A 16,034-nucleotide genomic window follows, 5' to 3' on the forward strand; every position below is an offset into this window, starting at 1 on the left:
AGTTAATTGTTATTCGTTAGGTAAATCTTCGGTGTCAGGAATTTGACGGACTTTATCTAACCATGTAAATTTTAAAATAACCGATGTGATTATAAAAATAAGCAATGCTATTAAACTTTTAGGGTAATCTCTAATCATAAAGTAAATTGGCAGTAAAACCATACTCGATTGCCAGATTATACCCACTAGACAATTTAACATATCGGCTTTAAAATCTGTGTTTTTAGTGACCTCAGGTTCGTCTAGTTTTAATGCTTTATAAACCGGATGCCACCAGCCCCAAGGGCGCACGTTGTTATAGAACGCTTTTAGGGTTTCCATATTGGTGGGCGCTGTTAAATAAGTACCTAAAAAAGACCCCAATAACGACACGGCGAATATAATTGGGAATATATAAATAACATCAATGTGTGCACAATGGTATAGCCAAGAACCCACTTCGAAATTCGATTTGTTCATGTCTAATAAAAACTGAATAGTCGCAATAATTAAGCCAGAAGTCATACCCCAAAAGTAGCCCCAACCATTAAAACGCCACCAAATCCATTTTAAGAAATTAGATGCCACATAACCGCCATAAAGCGCACTTGTAATCCAAAGCGTTATAGCGTTAATAGATTCTGCAAAAAAGCCCATAGTAACACCAAGAATAACAATAGCAAACGAGGTGATATGACTGGCTTTTATATAATGCGATGGTTCAGCTTCTGGTTTTACGTATTTTTTGTAAATATCGTTAACAACATAGGCTGGTCCAGAATTTACAAAGGCTGAAAAAGTAGACATAAACGCTGCTAAAAGCCCAGCAAGTAATAAACCTTTAATACCAACAGGAACGTGGTTGTTAATTACGGTTGGCAATATAATTTCTAAATCGTCTAAGCTTAATGACGGTGAAGCCGCCATAGTTGGCGCTAAGTATACTAAAGCTAAAACCACAATACCTGCAATAAGTAAATAGCGCGGAATAAATAAAATAAGGTTTGTAAAACCACTCATGTAAGCGGCTTCTTTTACAGAGCGTGTCGATAAAATACGTTGCATATCGTAACTTGGTGTTGGACCTGCAATACTTGCAAAAAAACCTTTAAACAAGCACATACCAATAAAAGCGCCAAACATTTTGTAACCTTGTGTATCTACTAAATTGTTAAAAGCGGTGAGTTCACCTGTCCAAGAACCTTCAATAGAATTTCCGAAGAAAATAGTACTCCATTCTGTAGAAATGATATTGTTTATTTCAACATCGGATACCGAAACGAAAGCATAAATAGCAATTAATATACCCGATAAAACCATGATGCCGTATTGTAAAACTTCGGTAGCAACTACCGAAAACATACCGCCTTTTATGGTGTAAATCGTGGTTAGAAATATAATGATTAAGGCATAACTCTGACTTGAAGTTAATAGCACAGCATCGTTTATGATTAAAGGAACATCCCATGGTAGAATAACCGACATAAATTTACCAACACCTTCAAAAAAGTAAGCAATAAAACCTACGGAAGCTACAATGGCAAAAATAGCCACAATAAGGTGTGAGGCACGACCAGCTCTATCATCTCCAAAACGTGTTAGAATCCATTCGGAACCCGTCATGATGTTAGAACGTCTAATCCAAACAGCTAGGAAAACCATGATGAAAATTTGATTCCATATTGGCCACATCCACATAAACATGAAACTTTTGGCACCATATAAAAAGAGTAAACCAACCATCCAGGCGGTACCTGAAACATCGAACATTCCGGAGCCATTACTAAGCCCTAGGTAGTACCATTTTATACTTTTCCCTCCTAAAAAATAAGAGTCTAATCCTTTTGATGCACGTTTAGATATCCAAATACCAACACCGAGGGTTAAAAGGATATAGAGTACAATTATTATTACATCTATACTGTGCATTATTTTTCGCTGTTTTTGTTAATTCCCCACGATTTGTTTGGTGTATTTCCCATTGTGAAATGAAGTGTTCCACCTTCTAAAAGGGTTTTATGAGAAATGAAGGATTGATTGAAAGGGCTGCCGTTAAGTGTGGCAGATTGTATGTAAATGTTTTCTGCTGAAACGTGTTCTGCTTCAATAGTAAAACTTTTTTCTTCTGAAATATTAATGGACGCTTTATCAAAAATAGGACTTCCAATTTCGTATTCGGTAGATGCTGGATTCATTGGGTATAAACCAATAGAACTTAAAGCGTACCAAGCACTCATTTGTCCACAATCTTCATTACCACTTAATCCGTTAGGTGTGGTGTTGTATTGTGTGTCTAAAATATAGCGCGACCAATATTGTGTACGCCAAGGTTTATCGGCGTGATTAAACATGTAAGCAATATGATGGCTCGGTTCGTTTCCATGAGCATATTGCCCTATTAAACCAGAGATATCAGCAGATGTGTTGCTTCCTGTAATTTCAGAACTTTCAGTAAATAATTGCTCTAAGCGGTCAGTGAATATATCGTTGCTGCCGTGTAGTTCGATAAAGTTTTCTACGTTGTGCGGTACAAACCAACTGTGTTGCCAAGCGTTACCTTCTGTGTAATCGGTGTGTTCTCTGTGGTTAGAATATTTAGGATCGAAAGGTGTGTTCCAAGATTTTCCGTTTTCAGATTTTCCTCTCATAAAGCCCGATTCATTATCAAATAAAAATTTGTAAGCTTGTGATCGTTTTGAGAAATAATTGTAATCTTCCGTTTTCCCTAAAGCCTTTGCCATTTGTGCCACGCACCAATCATCATAAGCATATTCTAAAGTTATAGTAACCGATTCATCTAATAAATTATAAGGGATGTATCCAAATTCTTTATAGAATTTTAAACCACGTTCATCCTGCATCATGGTGGTTTTCATGGCGTCGTATGCTTTTTCAGCATCAAAACCTCGAATACCTTTTAAGTAAGCTTCCACAATTACTGGGATAGAGTGGTAGCCCGTCATGGTGTTGGTTTCATTGCCGTAAAGCGTCCAAACCGGAAGAATCTTTTTAGTTTCGTAATAAGCCAGCATCGTGTTTGTAATATCTGAAACTTTATCTGGTGCAATTAGAGTAAGTAATGGGTGTTCTGCTCTAAAGGTATCCCAAAGTGATAGGGTAGAGTATGCGGTGTAATTTGTAGCAGTAACTATGCTGTCGTTCTCTTTTCTAAATTGACCGTTTTTATCGCTGAAGGTAACAGGCGCTAATTGTGCATGATACATTGCGGTGTAGAAAATAGTTTTTAAAGAATCTATTTCAGTCTCTACTTTTATTTTAGAAAGCGCTGTTTCCCAATTAGATTCTGCCTGTTTTTTAACGGTTTCAAAATTAAAACCATCGGCTTCTAAATTACCTTTTGCGTTATCAATACTTACCGATGATAAGGCTACTTTAGCAAGTAATTCATTATTGTCATCTGCTTTAAAGAATAGTTGCGTTGCGGTTTGTATTCCTGTGGCAACATTATTTTCAATGATTTCTTTATCTGAAGCTAAAGTCTGTTTTGTAATAGGTTTAGAGAACTTAGCAACAAAAAATACTTTTTGGTTTCTGGCCCAACCTGTACTGTAACGGTAACCGCTTATGGTATATTCGTCTTCAATTTTTATAGAGGTTTCTGTAGCTTTATCCCAATTAATTCCAAAACCTAAATTTACCACTACGGTTTGTGTATCGGCAGGTTTAAAGGTGTATTTGTGGTACGCTGTACGTAACGATGTTGTTAATTCTACATTAATATCATGGTCTTCAAGAAAAACTTGATAATAACCCGGAGTTGCTTTCTCGTTGTTATGGCTGTAAGTCGATTTATAACTTAGAGAGTCGCGTGATTTTGGTGTGTTGGTGATGTCTACAGCTTTATTCACTGGCATAAATAAAACATCGGCTAGATCGCCAATTCCTGTTCCACTTAAGCTTAAATGACTAAAACCAACAGCAATAGAATCGGAGTAATGATAACCAGAACACCAGTCCCAACTGCTTTTCCCGTTTACCGGACTTACTTGTAACATTCCAAAAGGTACTGTTGCACCAGGGTAAGTATGACCATGACCACCTGTACCTATAAAAGGGTTTACATGTTTGGTTATAGAATCATTTTTAGCTTGTTTTTTTTCGATACTTTTGTTACAACTAATGATTAAAAAGGTAGCGAGAAAAAGTAGAGTAAAGTTTTTCATAAAACGATTTAAGCGGTTTAATTATTTAAATTTTCATAAATTTAGCGAATATTAAAAGTTATTTAGACGGATAACGCATTAACTCAGGTAAACATCAAAAAATACCTCTAATTTTATTTTACTCTCGTGGATTTTATATCAAATCACCTCTATAAAGTATCCTTAAAACATCATATTCTTTTTTGGTTAGGATACTTTACTCTAAACACTTTACGTTGGGGTAGTTACTTTGACGATGTTTCTTTTGAAGGCGTTTTAAAGTTCCCTTATTGGTACTCTTTAAAAACAAATACGCTTGGTTTTCCTATACACATGATATTGTGTTATCTTAATATTTATGTGCTTATGCCTAAGCTCGCTTTTAAGAAAAGGTATGTATCTTATATTGTGCTTATGCTATCTGCAATTTTTATTATGGTGGTTGTAAAGTTCAATTTAACCTTCTTTATGGTGAATCAAAATGTATGGCCAGAAGGTCCTGCAACCATTACAAATCTATCGTTAAATTATACTATAGATATGATGTTTGGAGAGCTTTATGTGGTTACGTTTGTTACTGCGATTAAAATTACTTTAGATTTTTTAGAAGAACATAAACGAGTTGCAGATTTAGAAAAAACACAATTAGAAACCGAATTATTATTTTTAAAAACTCAGATTTCTCCACATTTTTTCTTCAATACTTTAAATAATATTTACTCGTTATCTGTAGAGAAATCGAAAAAAACGCCAAAAATCATTTTAAAATTGGCAGAATTGATGAGATATCTGCTTTATGAAACAAAAAATAAACGCCAATCTTTAGAAGCTGAAATTCTTTGTATTCAAAATTATTTAGACCTAGAACGCGTTAGGCATAATGATCAATTAGAGATAGATATGTCTATTTCTGGAGATATTTCCGACAAGGAAATTGCACCTATAATATTGCTTTCTTTTATTGAAAATGCGTTTAAACATGGTGTACACAAAAATATAGGAGAAGTTAAAATTGAGATTGATTTATCTATTAAAGAAGATTTTCTGTATTTTACGATTTCAAATCCTATGCCTGTAATTACAGAGTATCAGGAAACGTTTTCTGAATCTAGTGGGATTGGTTTAGAAAATGTAAAAAAACGATTAGCATTAGGCTATGAAAAAAATGATTATAAATTAGATATTAAAAGTGATGATGACATGTTTGTTGTTAAACTTAAAATAAAAGTCTCTTAAAACGAATACAAAATCATGAAGGTAAAATGCTTAATAATAGACGACGAACCTCTTGCTATTAATGTCATTAAAAACTATTTGGAGCAAATAGAAGATTTTGAACTTATTAGTACGTTTAGTAATGCTATCGATGGTTTAAATTTTTTAAAGAGTAACACGGTAGATGTCATATTTTTAGATATAAACATGCCTGTGCTTGATGGTTTAAATTTTATTAAGAGTTTAGAGAATCCACCACTTTTAATCATTACAAGTGCTTATGATGAGTTTGCTGTAGAAACTTACGAATTAGATGTTCTAGATTACCTCATTAAACCTATAGAATTCCCTAGGTTTATGAAGGCTTTAAATAAGGTAAATAGGAGGTTAGAAAATAATAAAGTAATAGTAGACACCTCTAAAGATAGACCATATATCTTTGTTAAAATTGATAAGAAGAAAATGAAAAAAATCTTTTTAGATGAAATTTTAACCGTAGAATCTTTGAAAGATTATCTAAAAATAAACACCCTTACGGGGAAATATATTATCCACAGTACATTATCAGATTTTACAAATTTATTGCCATCTAACGACTTTATAAGAATCCATAGGTCTTACACTGTAGCTATTGATAAAATTGATGCTGTAGAAGGGAATAGTGTGGAAATAGAAGGGCTTAGGTATGTAATAGGAAGGTCTTATATTGAAGAAGTTAAACAAAAAATATTGAACTCCTCTATATAAGACCTTGGTTGGTTTTATTTGCTATTAATAAATCCTAAAAATGATAACGTTTAAAAGCTTCAATTGCTGCATAATCAGCTAAGCCTAAATCGTTGTATTTTTTTGCTGTTAATCTATTTCTATCCTCAACTCTTACCCAAAATTCTCTGTTATCGTCTCCTTGAAACATAACACCATCCTTTTGTGATTGGTGATAAAAAATAGCGTGTCTTTTTCTTAAAACTTGGTCTGGACTCATTGGTACAGCCATTTCAATCTCGTAAGATTCCCATTCGTGCCATGCACCACGGTATAACCAAACCCAACAATCGTTCATGTAGCTATTACCTTTTAAAGCTTTTAAGGCAATAAAAATAGCATCTAAACAAACTTTGTGAGTACCATGCGGATCGGCTAAATCGCCAGCGGCATATATTTGGTGAGGTTTAATAGTATCTATTAATTCACAAACAATACCGATATCATCTTGACCTAAATTATTCTTTTTAATAGTTCCTGTTTCGTAAAACGGAAGGTCTAAAAAGTGAACATGATCATCGTCTAATCCAAAGTAGCGTGTAGCTCCAAGAGATTCACTTCTTCTAATAAGTGCTTTTAATTTTCTTACTTCAAGAGAGTCTATTTCGTTACCTGTTTTATTGTTTAGGTAATCTATAATAGCTTGAGGTTCTTTAGCATCTGCGTTAAATGATTTTGCTATTTCAGCAAATTTTAAAGCTTCTTCATCAGAAACAGCAATGTTTCCTGAGGTTTGGTATGCAATATGCACATCGTGTCCTTGCTGTACTAATCTATCGAAAGTACCGCCCATAGAGATAACATCATCATCTGGATGTGGACTAAAAATAATAACACGTTTTCTTTCTGGAGTTGCTCTTTCTGGACGATTAGAGTCGTCTGCATTAGGTTTTCCACCTGGCCAACCAGTAATAGTTTTTTGCATTTTATTAAACATTTTAATGTTTAAATCGTATGCAGAACCTTCTTCGACTAACAAATCGGACATGCCGTTATCGTTATAATCTTTGTCGGTTAATTTCAAGAAAGGTTTCCCTGTTAATTGGCTTAACCAAACTACAGCTCTAAGTTCTAACTCTTCGGTCCATTTACAAGACGCTACTAACCATGGTGTTTTAACACGAGTAAGTTCTGCTGCTGCACCTTGATCTAAAACAAATGTAGTATTATCATGTTCTTGTAAATATGTTGCAGGAACATGACCTGTAATTTCACCTTCAATGGTTTCTTTTAAAATACTGGCTTTATTTAAACCCCAACCTAATAAAACAATACGTTTAGCACTTCTTACGGTACCAACACCCATTGTTATTGCTTTTCTAGGTACATTATCTATACCTAAGAATGAAGGTGCCGCATCGGCTCTTGTAATGTGGTCTAAAATAATGCTTCTAGTTCTAGAATTAAAGTGCGATCCAGGTTCGTTGAAACCAACATGACCTGTTCTACCTATACCTAGTAATTGGAAATCTAAACCTCCAAGTTCTGTAATTTTATTTTCGTAATCAATGCAATATTGATGTAAATCTTCTGGGCTTACTGTACCGTTTGGTACGTTAACATTTTCAGGAAGAATATCAACATGATTAAACAAATGCTCGTGCATGAAGTAATAGTAACTTTGGATGTTGTTTTTATCCATCGGAAAATATTCATCCAAATTAAAAGATATCACGTTAGCAAAGCTTAATCCGTCTTCTTTGTGCATTCTTACAAGTTCTTCGTAAACTTTTATAGGTGAAGACCCAGTTGCAAGACCTAAAACACAAGGTTTGTTTGCTGCGCTTTTTTCTTTAATTAAAGTAGCTATTTCTTGAGCAACGATAATTGAAGCATCTTGCGAAGATTCGAAAATAACATTATGTATTTTCTCAAAACGTGTTTCTTCAAATTTACCGGCTTCTCTGTATTTAATTGGTTCTGTTTGCATATTACGTGTAATTTGTCCTTAGTTACCCAAAACTATCTTTTTATTGTTTCAATGCCTTAAAATTTCGACCAGTAACTTCTGGTTATAGACAAAAAAAGCAGTTGAGTGACGTGTTTTTTTGTTAAGCGTTTATTTTTCGGTTTTAATCTCTAAACTGTGCTTTGCATAATTTAAACCAAGTGCTTCATACCTTTTTGTTAGATGAATAAGGCGCGTTTGAAAATCGTTCCAATCTTTAGTCTCGTAGCTAGACCACACCACTTCAGATAATGCAGTAAGCCTTGGTAAAACCATATATTCAACCTGTTCTGGTGTTTTAATATATTCGGTCCATACATTGGCTTGTGCGCCTAAAATATATTTTTGCTCTTCTTTGGTTAATTCTTTTGGTAACGGGTTATAACTGTAAACTTGTTCTACGGAAGTGTTACCGCCAATAGCAAGAGGTTCGTTAGTTCTATCTTTTGTTTGATAGAAATCAAAATAACAAAAGCGGGTAGGCGTCATGACTACATTATGATGCATTTTAGCAGCTTGAATACCTCCTTTTTCACCTCGCCAAGACATTACGGTTGCGTTTGGCGCTAAACCACCTTCAAGAATTTCATCCCAACCAATAATATTTCTTCCTTTAGAGTTTAAGAATTTTTCAATACGTCTAATAAAATAACTCTGTAATTCATGTTCGTCTTTTAACCCTTCTCTTTTAATAATATCTTGAGCTAATTTACTGGCTTCCCATTGTTTTTTTGGAGCTTCATCGCCTCCAATATGTATTAATTTACTCGGGAAAAGTGCAATAACTTCAGTTAAAACATCTTCTAAAAATTTAAAAGTTTCTTCGCTTGGTGCATATATTTCTGGAAATACGCCCCATCTTTTACCAACTTCATATTGTTCGCCTGTGTTTCCAAGTTCTGGGTAAGCCGTAATGGCAGCAAGAGAGTGTCCTGGTAATTCAATTTCCGGAATTATGGTAATGTGTCTTGTTTCCGCGTAAGCGACAACCTCTTTAATATCTTCTTGGGTGTAAAAACCACCGTAAGGTTTACCATCGTATTCTACCTCGGGTTTGTTCCATGTGTTACCATGACCAATAATAGTTTCTTTTCTAATGCTACCAATAGACGTAAGTTTTGGATATTTTTTAATTTCTATACGCCATCCTTGATCTTCGGTTAAATGCCAATGAAAAGTGTTCATTTTGTGCATGGCTAATATGTCGATGTATTTTTTAACAAATGAAACCGGGAAAAAATGACGAGCAACATCTAAGTGCATGCCTCTATAAACAAATTTAGGGCTATCGGTAATGGTAGTTGCAGGAATTGAAATCTCCGGTTGAGGACTGCCAGCGGCTGCAGGTAAAGGAATTAATTGACTTAAGGTTTGAATACCATAAAATACACCTGTGCTGGTTTTTCCGGTAATTGTAATTTGATTGTAGCTTACGGAAAGCGTGTAGCCTTCGTTGTTTTCTATGGTTTCATCTAGTTTTAATAGAATGTTTCCTTGAGTTTCTTTTGAAAAAGGAATGCTTTTATTTGAAACCGTACTTAGCATTTCAGAAAGGTACTGTCCTTCGTTTTCTAATGTGGTTTCTGCTGTAATCGCTGTGTTTTCATCTAGCAAAAAGCGGCCTTCGGAAATTTTTAAAGATGTAGGTTTTGGGATAATTTGGTAATCTGCTTCGTTATTAATAAGCTTAGCGTACTTGTTTGAGCAGGCTGAAACAATGATGCACAGCGCAATTAGTAGAGTGTTTTTCATTATAAGTGTGTTGTTAGTTTTAATTTTTTAAAAAACAATAAGTTCGTCGATTAGAATTAGCGAAGCATTACCAGCTCTTCGGTGACCTTCTGGTATTGGATTAACGCTTTTAGCTTTAACTTTTATGGCTTTTACTTGTGTTTTTTCGAATTCTATAGTAGATTTTACTTTGTTTCTGCCTTGAGTATGGCTGGCTTCTAGTTGTTTAATTTCGCCAAGTTTGGTGAAGGTTTCACCGTCTATAGAACCGTAAATCTCGATATATTCAGGAACATAAACGCTAGAGTTTGTAAACCTAAGGCTAGTAACTTCTAGAGATTGGATGTCTGTAAGTTCTTCGAAGGTTAAAACGACATCTAAATCACCTCTTATGTTTAGCCAATTACGATCGCCACGGTTTAATTTTCCGAAGTTTAAATCTATTAGCTTGTTTGTTTCTTTTGCATCGGTAATTTTTGGTGCATTATAAACAACTTTGGCTCCAACAGCTTTATGTATAGGAAAGGTTTTTTCTGAAATATTGCCTATTTGGTCTTCTTTGTAAAATGTAGTTGCTTTTAAAGTAGTTGTATTTTGAATAGTGATAGGGGTTTCGTATTTTGTAGAGGCTAACGAAGGTTCTGTACCATCTAAAGTGTAGTAAATATCCATACCATTAACTTCGGTTTTAAGCGCAATTTCTATACTGCCATCTTTTTGTCCGGTATGGTATATTCTCGCATTATAAGCACTTGTTGCATATCGCTCGCCTTTTTGATCTAAACGTTTAAATTGGTTGAGTAAACGGTTTGTAAAATCATCCCAGTTTTTATCGGATTGACTGGTCCAACCATTTTCCGCTACAGCGTATAAACGCGGAAATGTCATGTAGGTTATTTGGCTCCAATTTCTAAGTGATTCTGTCCATAAATTACCTTGAAGGCCTAAAACATGTTTGCCTTGTTCGGTAGTTAAGCTATCGGAAATTATTTTATAATTATAAGTGTCTTTTAAAAAAGAGTAGGCGTAACCAAGATTCGGTTCTAAGTCGTCGTCACCTTGTTTTAAATCGAAATAGCAGTATCGTGAAGGTGTCATAATTACATCGTGCCCTTGTCTAGCTGCTGCAATACCTCCTTTTTCTCCGCGCCAAGACATAACTGTTGCGTTTGGAGCTAAACCGCCTTCTAGAATTTCGTCCCAGCCAATCATGTTTTTACCGTGGGTATTTACTATTTTTTCTACACGTTTAACAAAATAGCTTTGTAGCTCGTGTGTATCGGCAAGATTTTCTTCTTTCATGCGGAGTTGGCAATCTGGATCGACTTCCCATGCTTCTTTATTACATTCATCGCCACCAATATGCATATAATCAAAAGGGAATAAATCCATAACTTCACCTAAAACATTTTCAACAAACTCAAAGGTGACTTCTTTGCCAGGACAATAGGTGTTGTTTCTAACCACACCACCTGTACCTACGTAAAAAGGGCCTGTAGAACACGAAATTTCTGGGTAAGATGCAATAGCTGCTAAAGAGTGACCAGGCATATCTATTTCTGGAATTATCTCTATATATCGTGCTTTGGCGTAAGCAACAATTTCTTTAACATCGTCTTGCGTGTAAAAACCTCCGTAAGTTGCTTTTTCGCCAGGTTGCTGTGTTGGGCGTCCCCACCAATTAGATGTGTTTTCATCTATATCATTTTGGTTTACACGCCAAGCGCCAACTTCTGTTAATTTTGGATATTTTTTAATTTCTATGCGCCATCCATTATCGTCTGATAAATGCCAGTGGAAACGATTTAATTTTACTTCTGCCATAAAATCGATAGCATCTTTTACTTCTTCTTTTGTGAAAAAATGACGAGAAACATCGAGCATATAACCACGCCATTTAAAAGCCGGTTCATCTTTAATGGTAACAGCGGGAATTCCCCAAATGGTATTTGTTTGTTTTTCTTTGGAATAAAATGTTGTTGGGAGTAATTGACCAATGGTTTCCATAGCATAGAAAAAACCGGCCCCTGAGGCCGATTTTATATGTATGCCACCTGTATTTACGACTAATTCGTAAGCTTCAGGGTTGAGAGATTTTTCAGTATAAAAAACAATATCTGCCTGCTTATTATTTATACTTATTTCTGGGATCCATCCGGATGCGGTTTCAAATTTTTTAAAAAAATTGGTTGCAATGTTTTGTTGCTCTTCGTTATTAACTGATACAGTTGTTTTATCGCTAATAATAAAATGTCCGTCGCCTTCTATTAATTCTGCTGGTAACGGGATAATTGCAGTTTCTCCTACTTTAAGTTCTTTTTTATCGCATGATGTAAGTGCTAGTAAGAAACATAATAAGTATGAGGTTAATGTGCTTTTTATCTTTCTAAAAGGGGTACTCATGTTTTGGTTGATATTAGAAGTTAGTGTTGTTAATAGTTTACTTTTTAGCGGTGTAAAAAAAACAAACTGATTTTATCTACACATATTAATATGTTATAAAAATATACTTATTTATGTTTTATGAGTTTAAATTTCGACCAATAACTTCGGGTTATAGATAAAAGTCGTTTTCTTCTTACGTCTTTTTGTTTTCTGATAATGGATTAATGGTTTATTAATAAATAATGAATAGGATTGATAACGTACTAAGTTGTATTAGTGGATTTTTAATGCAAGAAATCATATCGTGATTAGGTGTGTATTTTGGTTTGAGTATTCTTTTTTGTAAGATAAAAAACACGTAAAATGTTAGCGTTTAGCTTAGTGTTAATGGGCTTTTATGTAGTGTTTTGATTATTTGTCGAGAGCTAGAGGTCATTGGTCGAAATAGTTACCTGTTAACTTTAAAGAACTTATAAATTTATTACATTCTTAATGTAAATTTTAAAAAGCATTAATATTAAAAGTATTCTGTATTGTTTAATCAATATTGAATGTTGATTAATATTTTTGCCTTAAAATAAAAAAGGATATTTTTAAAAATATATATATTGTTAATTAACTCGAATTTCTATGAAAATTAAATTAAAAAATTTCTCTTTCTATCGAAAAAAAGAGCACTTAAGTTTTTTCTTGAGCGTATTGGTTTTTTCGTGTGTTTCTGCTAGTTACGGTTTGGAACCTATTATGAGTGTAGAATCTAAAAAAACTACAAACTATTTACAACAACAAGTAAAAGGACTTATTACAGACGTTAACGGGCAACCTATTCCGGGTGTTAATATTGTTGAAAAAGGTACAACAAACGGAGTTCAATCTGATTTTGATGGTGGTTTTTTTATTAGTCCATCAAACGAGAATGCCGTTTTGGTGTTTTCATTTGTTGGTTTTGTCACAAAAGAAGTTCCTATTGGTAACCAAACAGATATTACGGTTATACTAGAAGAAGATATATCTCAACTAGATGAAGTTGTAATTGTTGGTTTTGGTTCTCAAAAATCAAGCAAAGTTGTTAGTTCTATTGCTCAAGTTACTGCTGAAGAGCTAAAAATAGATCAAAGACCGGTAACTAGTGGGTACTCTGCTTTAATAGGAGCTGTTCCTGGCTTGGTACTAAGCAATAATAATGGTTCTCCTGGTGCTGTACCAAATATTTCAATTAGAGGAACAAGTACTCTTAACGATGGTACTTTACTAATTATAATAGATGGGTTTGAAGGCTCTCTATCAGATATTGATCCACAAAGTATAGAAAGTGTATCTGTATTAAAAGACGCATCTGCTGTTGCTGTTTATGGTGCTCGTGGAGCTAACGGTGTTCTACTTGTAACAACTAAAAGAACTAATAGAGACGAAAAAGTAGCTGTAAGTTATAACTTTAGCTCATCGATACAATCTAAACCAGATTTACCTTCAACATTAAACTCATTAGAGTATATGGAGTTTCAAAATACAGTAGAACCTGGTAAATGGGATGATACAGCATTAGACCTTGCAAGAAGTGGGTTTTATCCAGATACAAATTGGGCAGATGAACTTTATGAAAACACGGCATTACAACAATCTCACAATTTAACACTTACAGGAGGGTCAAAAAACACAGGGTACTTAATGTCTGCTAGTTATTTAACACAAGACGGTCTATCTTTAGGTGATGATAAATTTGAAAGATTAAATCTACGTTTAAAAATAGATACAGATGTTACCGATTGGTTAACAGTGGGAGTTAATGCTTTAATTAGTAATAGGACTGATACAAGTGTTATTACTGTTACAGGTAGTAATGTTAGAGGTTTACCATTTTTTCCAGTGCAGAGTGAAGATGGTTTATGGGTAGGTAATGGTTCGAGTGCCAATAGTAATCACGTAGCAGATGCTGGTTCGGGTTCTTTTGATACAACAGATTTAGATCGTGTTAACTTACAATTATTTGCACAACTTAAACCTGTAAAAGGCTTAACCATTGAGGAACGTGTTTCAATAATTAAAACAAACTCATTAAGAAGAGATTGGGATAATATATATGACATTGTTACATTTGATGCGTCGGATCCAGATTCATATACAAATCCAGATTCAGCAAACAGAACGTATATAAATGGACTAACACAAGACAGAAGACTTTCTTTAACCTCTTTTACTGGTAAAACCATTAGATCTTTAACTTCTGCAACTTACGATTTCGAAAAAGGTAAGCATGCAGCAAAAGCCTTTGCTGCCATTCAAACGGAAACGGGTGAAGATGAGGCATTTCAAGCCGCAAGAACAGGTTTCTTTTTTGATAATATCCTTTCATTGTCCCTAGGAGATATTGCAGATGCTGATGTAGGAAATAGTACAGGTAATGCAGAAACTAGAAATGGAAATGAAACTACATTATCTTATATTGGAAGATTAAATTATAGTTTTGATGATAAATATTTAATTGAAGCTGCCTTTAGAGCTGATGGTTCTTCTTATTTTTTAGAAAGTAATCAATGGGCCTACTTCCCTTCAGTAGCTGTTGGGTGGGTTGCTTCGAAAGAAAATTTTTTAAGCAATGCTAACTTTATAAGTTTATTAAAATTTAGAGCTTCTATTGGACAAGCCGGAGATGATGGTGGTTTAGGAGCTGTTACACAACAATTAGTTAATTTTTCTGCAGGAGGTTATCCTATAGGAGGGACAATAGGTTCGTCACTTAACGTAGCTACTTTTGTAAACCCAGATTTAGTTTGGGAAACATCTACAATTACCAACATAGGAGTTGATGCTTCATTATTTGGAGGTAAATTTCAATTCGAATTAGATTACTTCGATAATAAGCGTAAAGACATTCTTTCAAATATAGAAGGAACAGCATATGAATATGGCTTTGGCGATGCCCAAGGTAACCCTTACGACTTACAAAGTTGGGGTTGGGAATTAAACTTAACTCATAAAAATAAAATTGGAGATTTTGGTTATAGAGTTTCTGGAAATATTTCTAGTTATGACAACAAAATCACTCGTATTCAAGAAGATTCTACAGATCCTGATTTTCAAGTTGGATTAAGTGCTAATAATCGTTTAGGTTATGTTACTGATGGTTTCTTTGATGATGCCAATGAAGTTGCAGCCAATGTGTCTAGTGATGGGGCAACACTTATAGATCAAAGTGGTGTAGGAGGTTCTGATGTTGGAGATTTCAAATTTGTCGATCAATTAACCGTAGATACCGATGGTGATGGAACTATGGATGCTAGTGATGGCATCATTAATGGTGATGACCGTATTATAATTGACAGTAACAGTGACACCAATTTCAACTTCGGTTTTAATCTAGGTTTTTCATACAAAAACTTATCTTTATCTGCTCGTTTTTATGGTGCACTAGATAATAACCAGTACTTAAACACGACTAATGCATCACAACCATTTTTAGGAGATGCCGTACCTTTTTCTTACCAAACAGATGTATGGTCATCAACTAACACAAATGCATTATATCCTGCACTTACTACAACTGGTCCATTACAAGATTGGAACCTTGGAGTAGACCACCTTATAATAGATGCAGAATATATCAAATTACAAAACATTACTCTTAATTATGATTTTGGCCAAGATATACTTAGTAAAATTTCATTCATAAAAAGTATGAACTTATACGTATCTGCTGAAAACTTAGGTGTTATTTGGACAAACAGTCCGCTATACGATAGTGGTTGGGATCCAGAACTTGGTGTAAGTGCAGTGCAATATCCATTACCTTTTACAACTGCAGTTGGTCTAAATATTAAATTCTAATATTATGAATAATACACAACATA

The 16,034-nt window shown here is 34.3% G+C and carries 8 protein-coding genes; 3 read left to right on the forward strand and 5 right to left on the reverse strand.

The features are described from left to right. Positions 1–9 precede the first annotated feature (9 nt). Together V6246_RS00990 and V6246_RS00995 are read right to left on the reverse strand one after the other, a co-directional pair. Complete coding sequence (locus tag V6246_RS00990) at positions 10–1,908, reverse strand: sodium:solute symporter family protein (protein ID WP_341558579.1); 1,899 nt, start codon at positions 1,906–1,908, stop codon at positions 10–12. Further along, entirely contained in the window at positions 1,908–4,163 is a 2,256-nt protein-coding gene (locus tag V6246_RS00995) for a GH92 family glycosyl hydrolase (RefSeq protein ID WP_341558580.1), read from the reverse strand. The genes V6246_RS00990 and V6246_RS00995 overlap by 1 nt, the downstream gene beginning before the upstream one ends. Positions 4,164–4,289: 126 nt before the next feature. Between V6246_RS00995 and V6246_RS01000 the strand changes: the two genes are divergently transcribed. Then, positions 4,290–5,378 (forward strand): sensor histidine kinase, encoded by a 1,089-nt coding sequence (locus V6246_RS01000; RefSeq protein WP_341558581.1) that lies wholly within the window; start codon positions 4,290–4,292, stop codon positions 5,376–5,378. Between the two features lie 15 nt (positions 5,379–5,393). After that, positions 5,394–6,104 carry a LytR/AlgR family response regulator transcription factor gene (locus V6246_RS01005; RefSeq protein ID WP_159019904.1) on the forward strand — a complete coding sequence of 237 codons (711 nt, stop codon included), beginning with the start codon at positions 5,394–5,396 and terminating at the stop codon, positions 6,102–6,104. 34 nt (positions 6,105–6,138) lie between these two features. Here V6246_RS01005 and nagB read toward each other — a convergent pair whose 3' ends face one another. From nagB to V6246_RS01020, 3 genes are all read right to left on the reverse strand, one after another. Next, on the reverse strand, positions 6,139–8,052 hold the full coding sequence (gene nagB / locus V6246_RS01010) for a glucosamine-6-phosphate deaminase (protein WP_341558582.1): 1,914 nt from the start codon (positions 8,050–8,052) through the stop codon (positions 6,139–6,141). 129 nt (positions 8,053–8,181) lie between these two features. Further along, positions 8,182–9,822 carry a beta-N-acetylhexosaminidase gene (locus V6246_RS01015; RefSeq protein WP_341558583.1) on the reverse strand — a complete coding sequence of 547 codons (1,641 nt, stop codon included), beginning with the start codon at positions 9,820–9,822 and terminating at the stop codon, positions 8,182–8,184. A 27-nt stretch (positions 9,823–9,849) separates the two neighbouring features. Continuing rightward, entirely contained in the window at positions 9,850–12,204 is a 2,355-nt protein-coding gene (locus V6246_RS01020; RefSeq protein WP_341558584.1) for a beta-N-acetylhexosaminidase, read from the reverse strand. A 612-nt stretch (positions 12,205–12,816) separates the two neighbouring features. On the opposite strand from V6246_RS01020, the gene V6246_RS01025 reads away from it, so the two are divergent. Then, positions 12,817–16,011, forward strand: coding sequence for a SusC/RagA family TonB-linked outer membrane protein (locus V6246_RS01025; protein WP_341558585.1), 3,195 nt, complete (start codon positions 12,817–12,819; stop codon positions 16,009–16,011). The last annotated feature ends 23 nt before the right edge of the window (positions 16,012–16,034 follow it).

Source organism: Algibacter sp. TI.3.09 (assembly GCF_038154905.1).
Taxonomy (GTDB): domain Bacteria; phylum Bacteroidota; class Bacteroidia; order Flavobacteriales; family Flavobacteriaceae; genus Algibacter.